At 66.4% G+C, this 12,677-nt stretch carries 11 protein-coding genes; 6 read left to right on the forward strand and 5 right to left on the reverse strand.

Annotated elements, in window-relative coordinates:
* Nucleotides 1-53: 53 nt before the first annotated feature.
* Nucleotides 54-752, reverse strand: a complete 699-nt coding sequence (locus BM075_RS22900; RefSeq protein WP_093362953.1) for an IS6 family transposase — start codon at nt 750-752, stop codon at nt 54-56.
* Between the two features lie 72 nt (nt 753-824).
* Between BM075_RS22900 and BM075_RS22905 the strand changes: the two genes are divergently transcribed.
* From BM075_RS22905 to BM075_RS22930, 6 genes are all read left to right on the forward strand, one after another.
* A complete protein-coding gene (locus BM075_RS22905; protein ID WP_218152900.1) occupies nt 825-2,549 on the forward strand; it encodes a long-chain-fatty-acid--CoA ligase in 1,725 nt (574 codons plus the stop codon).
* Nucleotides 2,550-2,669: 120 nt separating this feature from the next.
* Nucleotides 2,670-3,080, forward strand: a complete 411-nt coding sequence (locus BM075_RS22910; RefSeq protein ID WP_093362954.1) for a MerR family transcriptional regulator — start codon at nt 2,670-2,672, stop codon at nt 3,078-3,080.
* A gap of 64 nt (nt 3,081-3,144) precedes the next feature.
* Nucleotides 3,145-4,281 carry a thiolase family protein gene (locus BM075_RS22915; RefSeq protein WP_093362955.1) on the forward strand — a complete coding sequence of 379 codons (1,137 nt, stop codon included), beginning with the start codon at nt 3,145-3,147 and terminating at the stop codon, nt 4,279-4,281.
* The gene (locus BM075_RS22920; protein WP_218152901.1) at nt 4,278-6,605 is read left to right on the forward strand and encodes a 3-hydroxyacyl-CoA dehydrogenase/enoyl-CoA hydratase family protein; all 2,328 of its coding nucleotides are present in this window, start codon (nt 4,278-4,280) and stop codon (nt 6,603-6,605) included. The genes BM075_RS22915 and BM075_RS22920 overlap by 4 nt, the downstream gene beginning before the upstream one ends.
* A 33-nt stretch (nt 6,606-6,638) precedes the next feature.
* Complete coding sequence (locus BM075_RS22925; RefSeq protein ID WP_093362957.1) at nt 6,639-8,426, forward strand: acyl-CoA dehydrogenase C-terminal domain-containing protein; 1,788 nt, start codon at nt 6,639-6,641, stop codon at nt 8,424-8,426.
* Between the two features lie 92 nt (nt 8,427-8,518).
* A complete protein-coding gene (locus BM075_RS22930) occupies nt 8,519-8,911 on the forward strand; it encodes a DUF2147 domain-containing protein (RefSeq protein WP_093362958.1) in 393 nt (130 codons plus the stop codon).
* Here BM075_RS22930 and BM075_RS22935 read toward each other — a convergent pair.
* The 4 genes from BM075_RS22935 to BM075_RS22950 all read right to left on the reverse strand — a co-directional run bounded on the left by BM075_RS22935 (nt 8,815) and on the right by BM075_RS22950 (nt 12,670).
* Nucleotides 8,815-10,068 (reverse strand): IS110 family RNA-guided transposase, encoded by a 1,254-nt coding sequence (locus BM075_RS22935; RefSeq protein WP_245758958.1) that lies wholly within the window; start codon nt 10,066-10,068, stop codon nt 8,815-8,817. The genes BM075_RS22930 and BM075_RS22935 overlap by 97 nt on opposite strands.
* A 171-nt stretch (nt 10,069-10,239) precedes the next feature.
* Nucleotides 10,240-10,479 (reverse strand): hypothetical protein, encoded by a 240-nt coding sequence (locus BM075_RS22940; protein WP_093362959.1) that lies wholly within the window; start codon nt 10,477-10,479, stop codon nt 10,240-10,242.
* A 37-nt stretch (nt 10,480-10,516) separates the two neighbouring features.
* Nucleotides 10,517-11,878 carry an IS5 family transposase gene (locus BM075_RS22945; RefSeq protein WP_093362960.1) on the reverse strand — a complete coding sequence of 454 codons (1,362 nt, stop codon included), beginning with the start codon at nt 11,876-11,878 and terminating at the stop codon, nt 10,517-10,519.
* Between the two features lie 114 nt (nt 11,879-11,992).
* Complete coding sequence (locus tag BM075_RS22950; RefSeq protein WP_177208459.1) at nt 11,993-12,670, reverse strand: SMP-30/gluconolactonase/LRE family protein; 678 nt, start codon at nt 12,668-12,670, stop codon at nt 11,993-11,995.
* Nucleotides 12,671-12,677 lie beyond the last annotated feature (7 nt).

Here is a 12,677-nt window from a genome sequence, read left to right on the forward strand (position 1 = left end):
GGTGTTGTCACGTTAATCAGTATCCGGCTGAAGATGGTTTGTTGGGTGGAAAGTTAAACAAGCCCGGCGGCGGTCTTCCAGATGTCGAATGCTTCCAGTCGATGAAATCGGATGGCCATGGCAGTGCGGCGGCGGGATGGAACGGAAAAGCAATTTCGGGTTGGCGAATGAATGGAAACAAATCGCTGCAATCCGCCAGGCGAGCGAAATCCTTGCATGCAGCGTTCGCGTTTCCTGAACGGCAGGTGACTGTTTTCAGCCCGGTTATTCAGACCTTTATGGGAACGGTGTTCCAGTCCCGGTGCGACGTCACGTTTCGCGGCTCCATAGGACCGCAGCTTGTCGGTGACGATCCGCTTGGGCAGGCCAAATCGCTTTATCAGGGATCTCAAAAGGCGCTTTGCAGCTCGTTTGTTACGCCTGGATTGAAGGATTTCCTCCAGCACGGTCCCGTCCTGATCGACGGCGCGCCAAAGCCAGAATTTACGCCCCGATATCACCACGACAACCTCATCGAGGTGCCAGATATCGCCGGGGCGGCGCTGACGGCGGCGTAAGTTCCGGGCGATCTGCGGCCCAAATTTGCGGACCCAACGCCGGATGGTCTCATAGGAAACGTCGATGCCTCGTTCCAGCAGCATCTCTTCCACTTCGCGAAGGCTCAGGTTGAAACGAACGTACAACCAGACCGCATGAGCGATGATTTGCGGCGGAAAGCGGTGGCGTTTGTAGCTGATCAACTGTTTCTGCATCCTCCCGAACTATGTCCAGACACTGCAATGAGAAACCGTGCCAAGCTTAACGTGACAACACCAAGCCGAGACATGCACGACAACCACAGCTTTGACGGCATGGTCGCATCGCCCGCCGGCGATATGGCGCCTGCCGCCGGGACGGCCCCGCTGCGAACGCAGCGTCCGGTCTATGGCCTGCTCGACGACGCCGTGCGCCGACACGGCGACTGCGCCGCGATCCATTTCCTCGGCCGCCGATATACCTATCGCGAGCTTGGTGCGCTGGTCGACCGCGCCGCGCGGGGCTTCGCGGCGCTTGGGATCGGCAAGGGCGCCCGGGTCGGGCTGTGCCTGCCGAACACGCCCGCCTTCGTCATCAGCTATTTCGCGGTGTTGAAGACCGGCGCGACGGTCGTCAACTTCAACCCGCTCTACGCCCCGCGCGAATTGCAACACCAGATCGAGGATTCCGGGGTCTCGGTCATGGTGACCACCGATCTGGCGATGATCTATCCCAAGGTCGCAGCACATCTGGGGCGCGCAAGCCTCGCGCGGCTCGTCGTCTGCCCGATGGCCGAAATGCTGCCGCTGCTGAAGCGCCTGCTGTTCCCGGTGCTGAAGCGCAAGGACCTCGCGCATATCCCGAAAGATCCCCGGCATGTCAGGTTCCGCGAACTGCTGCGCCACGGCGGGCCTTTCACGCCGCCGACCATCGACCCCGAGACCGATCTTGCCGCATTGCAATATACCGGCGGGACCATGGGCCTCGCCAAGGGCGCGATGCTGACCCATGCCAATATCGTCGCCAATGCCGAGCAGGTCTTCCAGCTTCTGCCCGACCCGAAGATCGGCGGGGAGCGGGTGCTCGGGGTGCTTCCGCTGTTCCACGTCTTCGGCATGACCGTGGCGATGAACCTCGCCGTCCGCCTTGCCGCCGAGATGGTCCTGGTGCCGCGTTTCGATGTCGAGACGACGATCGACGTCATCGTCCGCGAACGGGCGACGCTGTTTCCCGGCGTGCCGACGATCTATACCGCGATCAATCACGCGCTCGACAAACGGTCGGCCGATCTGTCCTCGCTGCGCTATTGCATCTCGGGCGGCGCACCGCTGCCGGGCGAGGTGCGCCGGCGGTTCGAGACGCTGACCGGCTGCCGCCTCGGCGAGGGCTACGGCCTGTCCGAAAGCTCTCCGGTCGTCTGCTGCAACCCGCTCGACGGCGGCGCCCGCGACGGTTCGATCGGTCGCCCACTGGCCGGCACAAGGGTCGAGATCCGCGACCTTGCCGATCCGACGCGGATCTGCGCCCCGCAGGAGAAGGGCGAGCTTTGCGTGCGCGGACCCCAGGTCATGCGCGGCTACTGGAAACGCGATGACGACACCCGCGAGACCTTCATCGACGGCGCCCTGCGCACCGGGGACGTGGGATATGTCGACGAGGACAGGTATTATTTCATCGTCGACCGGATCAAGGACATGATCCTGTGCAGCGGCTACAACGTCTATCCGCGGGCGGTCGAGGAGGCGCTCTACGAACATCCCGCAGTGGCCGAGGCGCTGGTGATCGGCGTGCCAGACGCCTATCGCGGCAACGCGCCCAAGGCCTTTGTCGTGCTCAAGCAGCCGCTGCCGGATCCCGACGCGGAACTGCACGGTTTCCTGAAGGACTATCTGTCGCCGATCGAGATGCCGAAGGAGATTGAGATCTGCGAGAGCCTGCCCAAGACGCTGGTCGGCAAGCTTTCCCGCAAGGAGCTGATCGCGCGCGAACAGCAGCGCGCCGCGGCCGCAGCGGACAGTGGAGCAACGGCGTGAGCTGCCGGAACCTGCATCGGCAGGCGGTGGGGTCTGTTCCTTGCCGCGGATTTGATGCTAGACACCCCGTCGGGCAGCCTCGGCTGCGCCCGCTGATCCCTTCGCTGCGCCAGGACGGACATGGAAACGCTCTTTTCGATATCGGAACTGTCGGACGAGCTTGGCGTGACGCCCCGGACCATCCGCTACTACGAAGAGCAGGAATTGCTGCTGCCGCAGCGGGTCGGCGCCAGCCGGATCTATACCGTGCGGGATCGCGCCCGGCTGATCCTGATCCTGCGCGGCAAGCGGCTCGGCTTTTCGCTGAAGGACATCCGGGAATATCTCGACCTCTACGATGCCCATCCGACCCAGCGAAAGCAGCTCGACGCGCTGCTGACCAAGGTGCGGTCGCGGATCCGCGAGCTCGACGAACAGCTTGCCTCGCTGCAGCTGACCCTGACGGAATTGCACGAGATCGAGCAGATGGCGCTGGACGCGCTGAAGCGCGACGAGGACGGCGCCGCACCCGGCGCGACACAGAATCCCTAGACCTGTACGGGGCCGAACCGGCTCCGTCCGACCCCTCAATCCTTACATTTTCGGAGAATGACCGATGACGAGAACCGTTGTCGCGGGCTACCTGCGCTCGCCCTTCACCCTGGCCCGCAAGGGCGCCCTGGCCCGGGTTCGGCCCGACGATCTGGCGGCCCAGGTGGTCCGCGAGCTGATCGCGCGCTCGGGCGTCGAGCCCGCCGCCGTCGAGGACCTGCTGCTCGGCTGCGCCTTTCCCGAAGGCGAGCAAGGGCTTAACCTCGGCCGTCTGGTCGGGCTGATGAGCGGGTTGCCGCAATCGGCGGGCGCGGCGACGATCAACCGCTTCTGCGGCTCCTCGATGACATCCGTCCATGTCGCGGCGGGCTCGATCGCAATGGGCGCGGGCGAGGTCTTTGTCTGCGCCGGGGTCGAAAGCATGAGCCGGGTGCCGATGATGGGCTTCAACCCGATGCCGAACCCGGACTTCGCGCGGGAGCATCCCGAAGCCTATATGGGCATGGGCGAGACCGCCGAGAACGTCGCCCGGCGCTGGCAGATCTCGCGCGCCGAGCAGGAAGAATTCGCGCTCGCCTCGCAGCAGAAGGCCGTGGCGGCCCAGGCAGCGGGCCGGTTTGCCGACGAGATCGTGCCAATCACCGGGCGCGACGGCGTGATCGACGCCGACGGCTGCCCGCGCGCCGAAACGACGCTTGAGGGGCTGGCCGAGCTGAAGCCCGCCTTCGACGCCGAGGGTGTGGTGACGGCCGGCACCTCCTCGCCCCTGACCGACGGCTGCGCGGCGGTTCTGGTCTGCTCCGAGAGCTATGCCGAGAAGGCGGGCCTGCCGGTGCTGGCCTATGTGAAATCGGTCGCCGTCAAGGGCTGCGCCCCCGACATCATGGGGATCGGCCCGGTGGCCGCGACCCGCGCGGCGCTGGAGCGGGCAGCGCTCTCGGCCGGCGATCTCGACGTGATCGAGCTGAACGAAGCCTTCGCCAGCCAGGCCCTCGCCTGCATCCGCGATCTCGGGCTCGATCCGGCGCGGGTCAATCTCGACGGTGGCGCCATCGCGCTTGGCCATCCGCTGGGCGCGACCGGCGCGCGGATCGTCGGCAAGGCGGCGGCGCTGTTGAAGCGCGAGGGCGGCCGCTATGCGCTGGCCACCCAGTGCATCGGCGGCGGTCAGGGCATCGCCACGGTGCTGGAGGCGGCATGATGGCGGGTATCGAAACGGTCGCCGTCATCGGCGCCGGCGTCATGGGCGCGGCGATTGCCGCCCATATCGCCAATGCGGGCACCAGGGTGCTGCTGCTCGACATCGTCCCCGACGGCGCGACGAACCGCAACGCGCTGGCCGACGGCGCGGTGGCGCGGATGCTCAAGGCCGACCCCGCGCCCTTCATGGGCAGGAAGGCGGCGCGTCTGGTCGAAACCGGCAATTTCGAGGACAATCTCGGCCGGCTGGCCGAGGCCGACTGGATCCTCGAGGCGGTGATCGAGCGGCTCGACATCAAGCAGGCGCTCTATGCCAAGATCGACGCGGTGCGCAAACCGGGCAGCATCGTTTCCTCGAACACCTCGACGATCCCGCTTGCGACGCTGGTCGACGGCATGCCCGAGAGCTTCGCCCGCGACTTCCTGATCACGCATTTCTTCAACCCGCCGCGCTACATGCGGCTGATGGAGCTGGTGACCGGCCCGGCGACGCGGCCGGATGCGGCGGCGCTGGTCAGCGACTACTGCGACCGCCGGCTCGGCAAGACCGTGGTCGTGGCCAAGGACACCCCGAGCTTCATCGCCAACCGGCTGGGCGTCTACTGGCTGCAGAAGTCGGTGACCGAGGCGGTGGCGCGCGGCATTCCGGTCGAGGCGGCGGACCTGCTGATCGGCAAGCCCTTCGGCATCCCCAAGACCGGCGTTTTCGGTCTGCTCGACCTCGTCGGGCTCGACCTGATGCCCCATGTCAACGCGAGCCTCGCCGCGGCGCTGCCGGAAACCGATGCCTTTCACGACGCCAACCGGCCGCTGCCGGTGATCGAGACGCTGATCGCCGAGGGCTATACCGGCCGGAAGGGCAGGGGGGGCTTTTACCGGCTGAACCGCGTCGGCGGCGCCAAGGTGAAGGAGGCGGTCGACCTTTCGACCGGCGCCTTCGCCCCGGCGCGCAAGCCGAAGCTGGAGGCGATGTCCGCCGCCGGCCGCTCGCCCCGCAAGCTGATGGAGCATGACAGCACCGAGGGCCGCTATGCCGCCGAGGTCATGGCGGCGACGCTGGCCTATGCCGCGGGGCTTGCCGGCGAAGTGGCCGACAGCATCGCCGATATCGACGAGGCGATGTGCCTCGGCTACGCCTGGAAGGAGGGTCCCTTCGCCCTGATCGACCGGATCGGGCCTGACTGGCTCGCCGACCGGCTGGAGGCCGAGGGCCAAACGGTGCCGCCGATCCTGGCGCTGGCCCGCGGGCGCAGCTTCTACCGGGTCGAGAACGGCCGGCTGGAGCAGCTCGGGCTCGACGGCGCCTATTCCCCGGTGAGCCGGCCCGACGGCGTGCTGCTGTTGTCGGACATCAAGCGTGCCACCAAGCCGATCCTCAAGAACGGCTCGGCCGCGCTCTGGGATATCGGCGACGGCGTGGTCTGCTTCGAGTTCACCTCGAAGATGAACGCCATGGACGACCAGATCATGGCGCTTCTGGGCAAGACGCTGCGGTTGGTCAAACAGGACTACAAGGCGCTGGTGATCCACAACGAGGGTACTAGCTTCTCGGTCGGCGCCAATCTGGGGCTCGCGCTCTTCGCCGCCAATATCGCGGCTTGGCAGCAGATCGAGGGGCTGGTGGCGCTTGGCCAGCAGACCTATCAGGACCTGCGCAACGCGCCCTTCCCGGTGGTCGGAGCGCCCTCGGGCATGGCGCTCGGCGGCGGTTGCGAGATCCTGCTCCATTGCAGCGCCGTGCAAGCCCATGCCGAGACCTATATGGGGCTCGTCGAGGTCGGCGTCGGGCTGATCCCCGGCTGGGGCGGCTGCACCGAGATGCTGCACCGCTGGCAGAGCTTCGGCAAGCTGCCGAAGGGGCCGATGCCGGCGCCCGCGAAGGTATTCGAGATCCTCAGCACCGCGACGGTGGCGAAATCCGCCGCCGGGGCGAAGGAGCTTCTGTTCCTGCGCCCCGAGGATGGGATCACCATGAACCGCGCCCGGCTGCTGGCCGATGCCAAGGCCCGGGCGCTCGCCATGGTCGAGGGCTACATCCCGCCCGAGCCGCGCGACTATGTCCTGCCCGGGCCCGCGGGCCTCGCCGCGATGGACATGGCAGTGCAGTCCTTCCGCAAGCTTGGCAAGGCCACGGCCTATGACGAGGTCGTCTCGGGCGCGCTGGCCGGCATTCTGTCGGGCGGCGACAGCGACCCGATCGAGGTCGTGGGCGAGAAGACCCTGCTGAAGCTCGAACGCGACCGGTTCGCCGGTCTGGTCCGCCAGCCGGGCACGCTCGCCCGTATCGAAACCATGCTGATGACCGGCAAGCCGCTCAGAAACTGACGTCGCCGGCACCAACGAGAGGACATCAAGACGATGGCCAGCTATTCACCCCCCCTGCGCGACATGCGCTTCGTCTATCACGAATTGATGGGCTGCGATGCCCTGACCGACCTGCCGGGCTATGAGGAATTCACGCCCGACCTGATCGACCCGATCCTCGAGGAGGCCGGCAAGCTCTGCGCCGACATCCTCGCCCCGCTCAACCGCTCTGGCGACGAGGAAGGCTGCCGGCTCGAAAACGGTGTCGTGTACACGCCGGCAGGCTTCCGCGAGGCCTACAAGCTGTTCCGCGAGGGCGGCTGGACGGCGATTTCCTGCGATCCGGATTATGGCGGGCAGGGGCTGCCGGCGGCCGTCAATGTGCTGGTCGAAGAGATGATCTGCTCGGCCAACCTGTCCTTCGGCATGTATCCGGGCCTGTCGCACGGCGCCTACCGCGCGCTCGCGGCGCATGGCTCCGAAGAGCTGAAACGGGTTTATCTGCCGCGGCTCGTCGATGGCACGTGGACCGGCACCATGTGCCTGACCGAGCCCCATTGCGGCACCGATCTGGGCCTCTTGCGGACCAAGGCCGTTCCGCAGGAGGACGGCAGCCATCGCATCACCGGCACCAAGATCTTCATCTCCGCCGGCGAGCACGATCTGGCCGAGAACATCGTCCATCTGGTGCTGGCCAGGCTGCCCGATGCGCCCAAAGGGTCGGGCGGGATCAGCCTGTTCCTGGTGCCCAAGCTCCTGCCGGATGCCGAGGGCGATCCGGGGCCGCGCAACGCGGTGCAATGCGCGAGCCTCGAACACAAGATGGGGATCAAGGCCTCGTCGACTTGCGTGCTGAACTTCGACGAGGCCACGGGCTGGCTGATCGGCGCGCCGCACAAGGGCCTGTCGGCGATGTTCACCATGATGAACGCCGCGCGTCTTGCCGTCGGTGTGCAGGGGCTGGGGCTGGCCGAAGCCGCCTATCAGGGCTCGGTCGCCTATGCCCGCGAGCGGCTGCAGGGGCGGGCGCTGTCCAGCGCGAAGGCGCACGACCAGCCCGCCGACCCGATCATCGTCCATCCCGACATCCGCCGCATGCTGCTGTTGCAGCGGGCGACGGTCGAGGGCTGCCGGGCGATGGCGGTCTGGGTCGCCAAGGGGCTCGACGAGCAGGAACGGCATCCCGACCCGGCGGTGCGTGCAGAGTCCGAGGATTTCGTCGCCCTGATGACGCCGGTCGTGAAGGCGCTGTTCACCGATCTCGGCTTCGAGAGCGCCAATCTCGGCATGCAGGTGCTGGGCGGGCACGGCTATATCCGCGAGCATGGAATGGAGCAGCATGTGCGCGACACCCGTATCGCCCAGATCTACGAGGGCACGAACGGGGTGCAGGCGCTGGATCTGGTTGGGCGCAAGCTCGGCGCCCATGGCGGACGCTACCTGCGGCAGTTCTTCCACCCGGTTTCGGCCTATGTCGAGCGCCATGCCGGGAACGCCTCGATGGCCCCCTTCGTCGGTCCGCTCGGCAAGGCCTTCGGCCGGTTGCAGCAGGCCACGGCGCAGGTTGCGCAGAAGGGGCTGGCCGATCCGGACGAGGCCGGGGCGGCCGCGACCGACTATCTGCGCCTCTTCGGGCTGACGGCGATGGCCTATTTGTGGGCGCGGATGGCCGAAACGGCGATGGAACGGGCCGAGGCGGGCGATCCCGACGGCTTCTATGCCGCCAAGATCGCGACGGCGCGGTTCTTCATGGAGCGGATGCTGCCCCAGAGCGGGGCGCTTTTCTCGCAGGTCATGGCTGGCGGCGCCTCGATGATGGAATTCGACGAGGCGGCATTCTGAGGACCGGACGGTGGGGGGCAGGGGACCTACCGCGACAGCCCGGCCCCTGCCACCCCCGGTACCGTAACCCAGGAAGTTTGGAGGAGACGAAGATGAAGCCCATAGTTCCGCTTGCCCTCGGTCTGTTTCTGGCCGCGGCGCCTGCCTTCGCCGGCGATCCGGTTGTCGGCACCTGGAAGACCCAGCCAGACGACAACGGCCATTTCGGCCTGGTCGCCATCGCGCCCTGCGGCGACAGGATCTGCGGCAAGCTGACCCGCGCCTTCGGGGAAAAGGGCAAGCCGGTCGCCTCGGACACAGTCGGCCGCCAGATCGTCTGGAATATGCGGCCCGAGGGTGCGGGAAAGTACGAGGGCGGCCGCATCTGGGCGCCCGACCGCGACAAGACCTATAACGGCAGAATGGAACTTTCCGGCGCGCGGCTGAAGGTCTCTGGCTGCGTGCTGGGCCTCTGCCGCGGCCAGACTTGGACCCGCGCCAACTGACGGGGTTTCTGCCATAACGATAGACGAACCGGCAGCCGGCCGGTCCCGTCCGCTGATCGAGGGTTCTGCCGCCGTCCCGGGACGGGGCGGCGGCACCCACCTTTGGCACCCCGGGTTTTGCCATGGCGCGTTCCACCCGGGCGCTCAGGTCGCGAGAGCGGGTGAATCTGCGTGGGAACGCGGAGGCGCGAACCGCCGAGTTTCCGGCAGTAGATCGCGTTCGCCGCCTCGAAGAGGCATTTCCGCGTGAAGGCGTCGCCGCGCTTCGAGACACGACCGTTCCGGCTGATTTCTCCGGACTCGTAACGTCTGGGCGTCAGCCCCAGATAGGCCCCTGCGCTGGAAGACCGACGGAACCGCTCGGCGTCGTCGAAAGCCGCGACAACCGCCATGGCAGTGATGGACCCTACGCCCGGTGTGGTCATCAGAAGACGAACCGTCTGATGACGCCTGGCAATCACCCGGATCCGGCGGTCGAGATCGGCGATCCTGGCAAGGATGTCGCGCCGGGCGCGCATCAGGGCCTCGAAGATCGGCACGAGCTCGGGCGAGACTGTGAGATCCCTTGCGATGATCTCCTCGGCACGACGCTTGAAGCCGCCGACCCGCTTTCCGAACATCACCCCAAAGGTCTTCAACAGCCCCCGGACTTCATTCTCCAGCCGGACACGCATCCTGACGAGGGTGTCTCGAGTTGTCAGCAAGGCGCGGGTCACATAGGCGTCGTGGCTCTTGATCTGCACGGCGCGGAACCAGCCGGTCCGGACGATCTGAGCAAGGCCACGGGCATCCAACCTGTCCGTCTTGTTGGGCATCATCTTCAGCACGCCATTGGCATGGCGGGCATCAAGGCAGACGACCGGCAGGCCGCGTTCCGTCAGTGCGTTCCAGAGCCAGACAGCCAACGGGCCCGTTTCCATGCCGACCCGCTCGAGGTCGCCCGGCTGCCCTGCGAGCCACGCCGAGATCGCGTCTGGGCAGGTCAGCACCTTGGCTTCTGTCACGACGGTTCCCGCGCCATCGACCAGGCAGATCGCCGTCAGGTCTTGTGAGACATCAAGCGCAGCAAATACATTCATCATCACCTCCATGTTCGGCTCCCGGCGGCACGCAGAGCTGCAGCCTTGCTGCACCACGATATGCAGTGTATGGGACATGGCGATTACGCTAAGTGGTGTAGGAGGCCGCGCGCGGAGCCTCCGGCGTAGCGCAGCGCGCAGCCGGGCGTGACGCTGGCGGCCTCCTACACCACCACCCGGGACACTGCCGACGGGCCATATCAACCTGATCGTCACGCCCTGAGACTGCGCAGCGACCTTTGACGGGGCCTATTGTGGCAATTTGCAGCTGAGAATCGCGGGTTCGGACAGGCTGCCACACCACAACCGGCCGCGATGGGCGCAGACGCCGGTGACAAAGCCATAGCCGCCATCGGTCCACATCAGATCGTGCAGAATTCGGCCATCCGGGCTGATGCACAGGATCCATGCGATCGGCTCGGGCTTTGGCTGCATGAAATGCGGCAGCCGCGCGCCCATCCAGCGCAGCGCCCATGGCCAGCCGCGCATCTTTTCCAGCAGCGGGTTAAATCGTCGATCCTGAACATCACGCTGGGTACGCGGAGAGTTGGTCCGGCGATCTGTTGGTGGGAACGATCTCGGCGATCACGCGGCGGATCAACTCGATGATCGCAGCGATGAGAGCCCTCAGGTGGGCGAGGATGAGCCGGATATTGTGGCCACAGCCGCAGAGCACCGCGTGGAGGGCATCTCCGAGCGTGCCTTTCAGCGGGCAGCGGGCGAGGCGGCCGTCGGTCTTCATGTGGCCGATCATCGGCTCGATGGCGCTGCGCCGTCGCAGGTCGCGCCTGAGCGCCGGGGTCATCCCGCGGCGCTGGCCGGAGATGAAGACCGCCGTGCCCTCGACACCGTGGCCGCGGTAGCCGCGATCGACGAAGGCGCGCCTGGTGCGGGTTCCCGTCAGGATTTCCACTTGCTCGAGCGCTTCGCCCAGTGTGTGGCCATCATAGGGGTTGCCGGGCATGGAGCGCATCCCGACGACAAAGCCCTCTCGATGTGTCGTCGCGACCGAGACCTTGCAGCCGAATTCGTAACGCACACGGGCCTTGCCCTTGGAGATGCAGTCGACCTCCGGCTCGTGGAGCGCGTAGAGCTTGCGTTTGTCCTTCGGTTTCTGGCGCAGCAGCCGGTCGACGAGGGCGATCTCGCCTTCGATCCGTTCTCGCAGGGCGGCGTCGGTCACGGCGTCCAGCTGCCGCTGGATGTCGCGCAGAACCCGGCCGGTGTAGCCCTTCAATGTCCGCAACCGCTTGCGCATGCGCTTGAACTGCCGGGCGTGGGCGTAGCGGCCAACCTGGCCGGCCAGCCGGGGCGCGAGGCGTGCATAGCTCTGGCGCAGGGAGAGGCCGGCATTGCGGGCGAGCTTCACCAGGCGCTGCCGGGCACGCTCGTAAAGCCGAGCGTCGGTGGGATAGGCGATGTTCTTTTCCATGACAGTCGTATCCAAGATCACCGCCTCGGCGCTGCGCTCGGAGATCACCCCGGCATCCCGCCCGGCCTCGATCGTCTTGGTCAGCAGCCACTCCACGCCCTCCTCGCCGATCCGCCCGCGCCACCGCGTGAGAGACGATGGGTCGATCGGTACACGGTGCTGGAAGAATGTCTCGCCGCAGAAATGTTGGAAGTACGGGTTCTCCACCCACCGCGCCACCACCGCCTCGTCCGATAGTCCATAGGCGTGCTGGAGGTAGAGCAGCCCCGCCACCAACTGCGGAGATGTCGCCGGCCGCCCCGTATGGGACGGGAAAAAGCCGGCCCACTCCTCTTCGAAGAACCCCCAGTCGATAAGCGCAGCCAGCTTCACCAGCTCGTGCCGCATGTCGATCATGTCGACCAGCCGGGGCCGCAGAAGGTCGTCCTGTTCAGGGGCGCGGATCTTCGGCTTCATGCGGGCATCCGAAATTGCAGGGCTTTCGCCCGGACCATAGCATACCCTGCAGTTCGGAAATAGTCCGAGCACCCTATAGGCAAGCAACATCAGCACTTTGCGTGTTGTTCAGCCTCAACTAAATCGCGTCGGCATCGCCGCCCAGACCATTCCATCCGCGCCGCGCCCCAGATTATCGGGATAGCCCGGCAATTCGCACATCAGTTCGCGCTGCCCGGCATTTGGCCCTGTCAGCCACCATCGGGACAACCGCCGGGCAGCAGTTTCGGCATAGATCAGGTGGCTTTCATCCGCCGCCAGCACCATCCCGTTGGCAAAATGCAGATCATCGGCCAGCACCGTCGCCCGCCCGTCCGGGTCCAGCCGGATCAGATGGCCGGTCGGGATCGCCTCGATCAGGTCACGGCGCCATTGCGGCTGGGTATAGCGCATCGAGGATGCCGTGAACCAGACCGTGCCGTCGCGCGCGGCCTCCACGTTCGAGGCAAAGATCAGCCGTTTGCCGCCGATCTGGGTCAGCAGGCTTTCGACCCGGCCGGTCGCCGGATCGACCCGCATCAGCCCGTTGGGGCTGTTGCAGACCAGCAACCGCCCATCGGGCAGCGGCTCCAGCCCGAGCGGGCGGCCCGGCACGGTGGCCACCGTTTTCACCGCCTCGGTGTCAGGGTCCAGCCGCAGGATACGGCCATCTTGCGGCCCGCAATACAGCATCCCGTCGGGACCGGCGATGATGTCCTCGGGCGCGGGGCCGGGGGTCGGGATCAGGCGGCGGCTGGCAATGATATCGTTCATCTTATGC

Origin of the sequence: Tropicimonas isoalkanivorans (assembly GCF_900112335.1) — a bacterium.
Classification (GTDB): domain Bacteria; phylum Pseudomonadota; class Alphaproteobacteria; order Rhodobacterales; family Rhodobacteraceae; genus Tropicimonas; species Tropicimonas isoalkanivorans.

What these genes read in the sequence shown, in the direction of transcription:
- BM075_RS22910 (WP_093362954.1), top strand. Translation starts at nt 2,670, where the DNA reads ATGGAAACGCTCTTTTCGATATCGGAACTGTCGGACGAGCTTGGCGTG.
- BM075_RS22900 (WP_093362953.1), bottom strand. Translation starts at nt 752, where the DNA reads ATGCAGAAACAGTTGATCAGCTACAAACGCCACCGCTTTCCGCCGCAA.
- BM075_RS22925 (WP_093362957.1), top strand. Translation starts at nt 6,639, where the DNA reads ATGGCCAGCTATTCACCCCCCCTGCGCGACATGCGCTTCGTCTATCAC.
- BM075_RS22935 (WP_245758958.1), bottom strand. Translation starts at nt 10,068, where the DNA reads ATGTCCCATACACTGCATATCGTGGTGCAGCAAGGCTGCAGCTCTGCG.
- BM075_RS22905 (WP_218152900.1), top strand. Translation starts at nt 825, where the DNA reads ATGCACGACAACCACAGCTTTGACGGCATGGTCGCATCGCCCGCCGGC.
- BM075_RS22945 (WP_093362960.1), bottom strand. Translation starts at nt 11,878, where the DNA reads ATGAAGCCGAAGATCCGCGCCCCTGAACAGGACGACCTTCTGCGGCCC.
- BM075_RS22950 (WP_177208459.1), bottom strand. Translation starts at nt 12,670, where the DNA reads ATGAACGATATCATTGCCAGCCGCCGCCTGATCCCGACCCCCGGCCCC.
- BM075_RS22930 (WP_093362958.1), top strand. Translation starts at nt 8,519, where the DNA reads ATGAAGCCCATAGTTCCGCTTGCCCTCGGTCTGTTTCTGGCCGCGGCG.
- BM075_RS22920 (WP_218152901.1), top strand. Translation starts at nt 4,278, where the DNA reads ATGATGGCGGGTATCGAAACGGTCGCCGTCATCGGCGCCGGCGTCATG.
- BM075_RS22940 (WP_093362959.1), bottom strand. Translation starts at nt 10,479, where the DNA reads ATGCGCGGCTGGCCATGGGCGCTGCGCTGGATGGGCGCGCGGCTGCCG.
- BM075_RS22915 (WP_093362955.1), top strand. Translation starts at nt 3,145, where the DNA reads ATGACGAGAACCGTTGTCGCGGGCTACCTGCGCTCGCCCTTCACCCTG.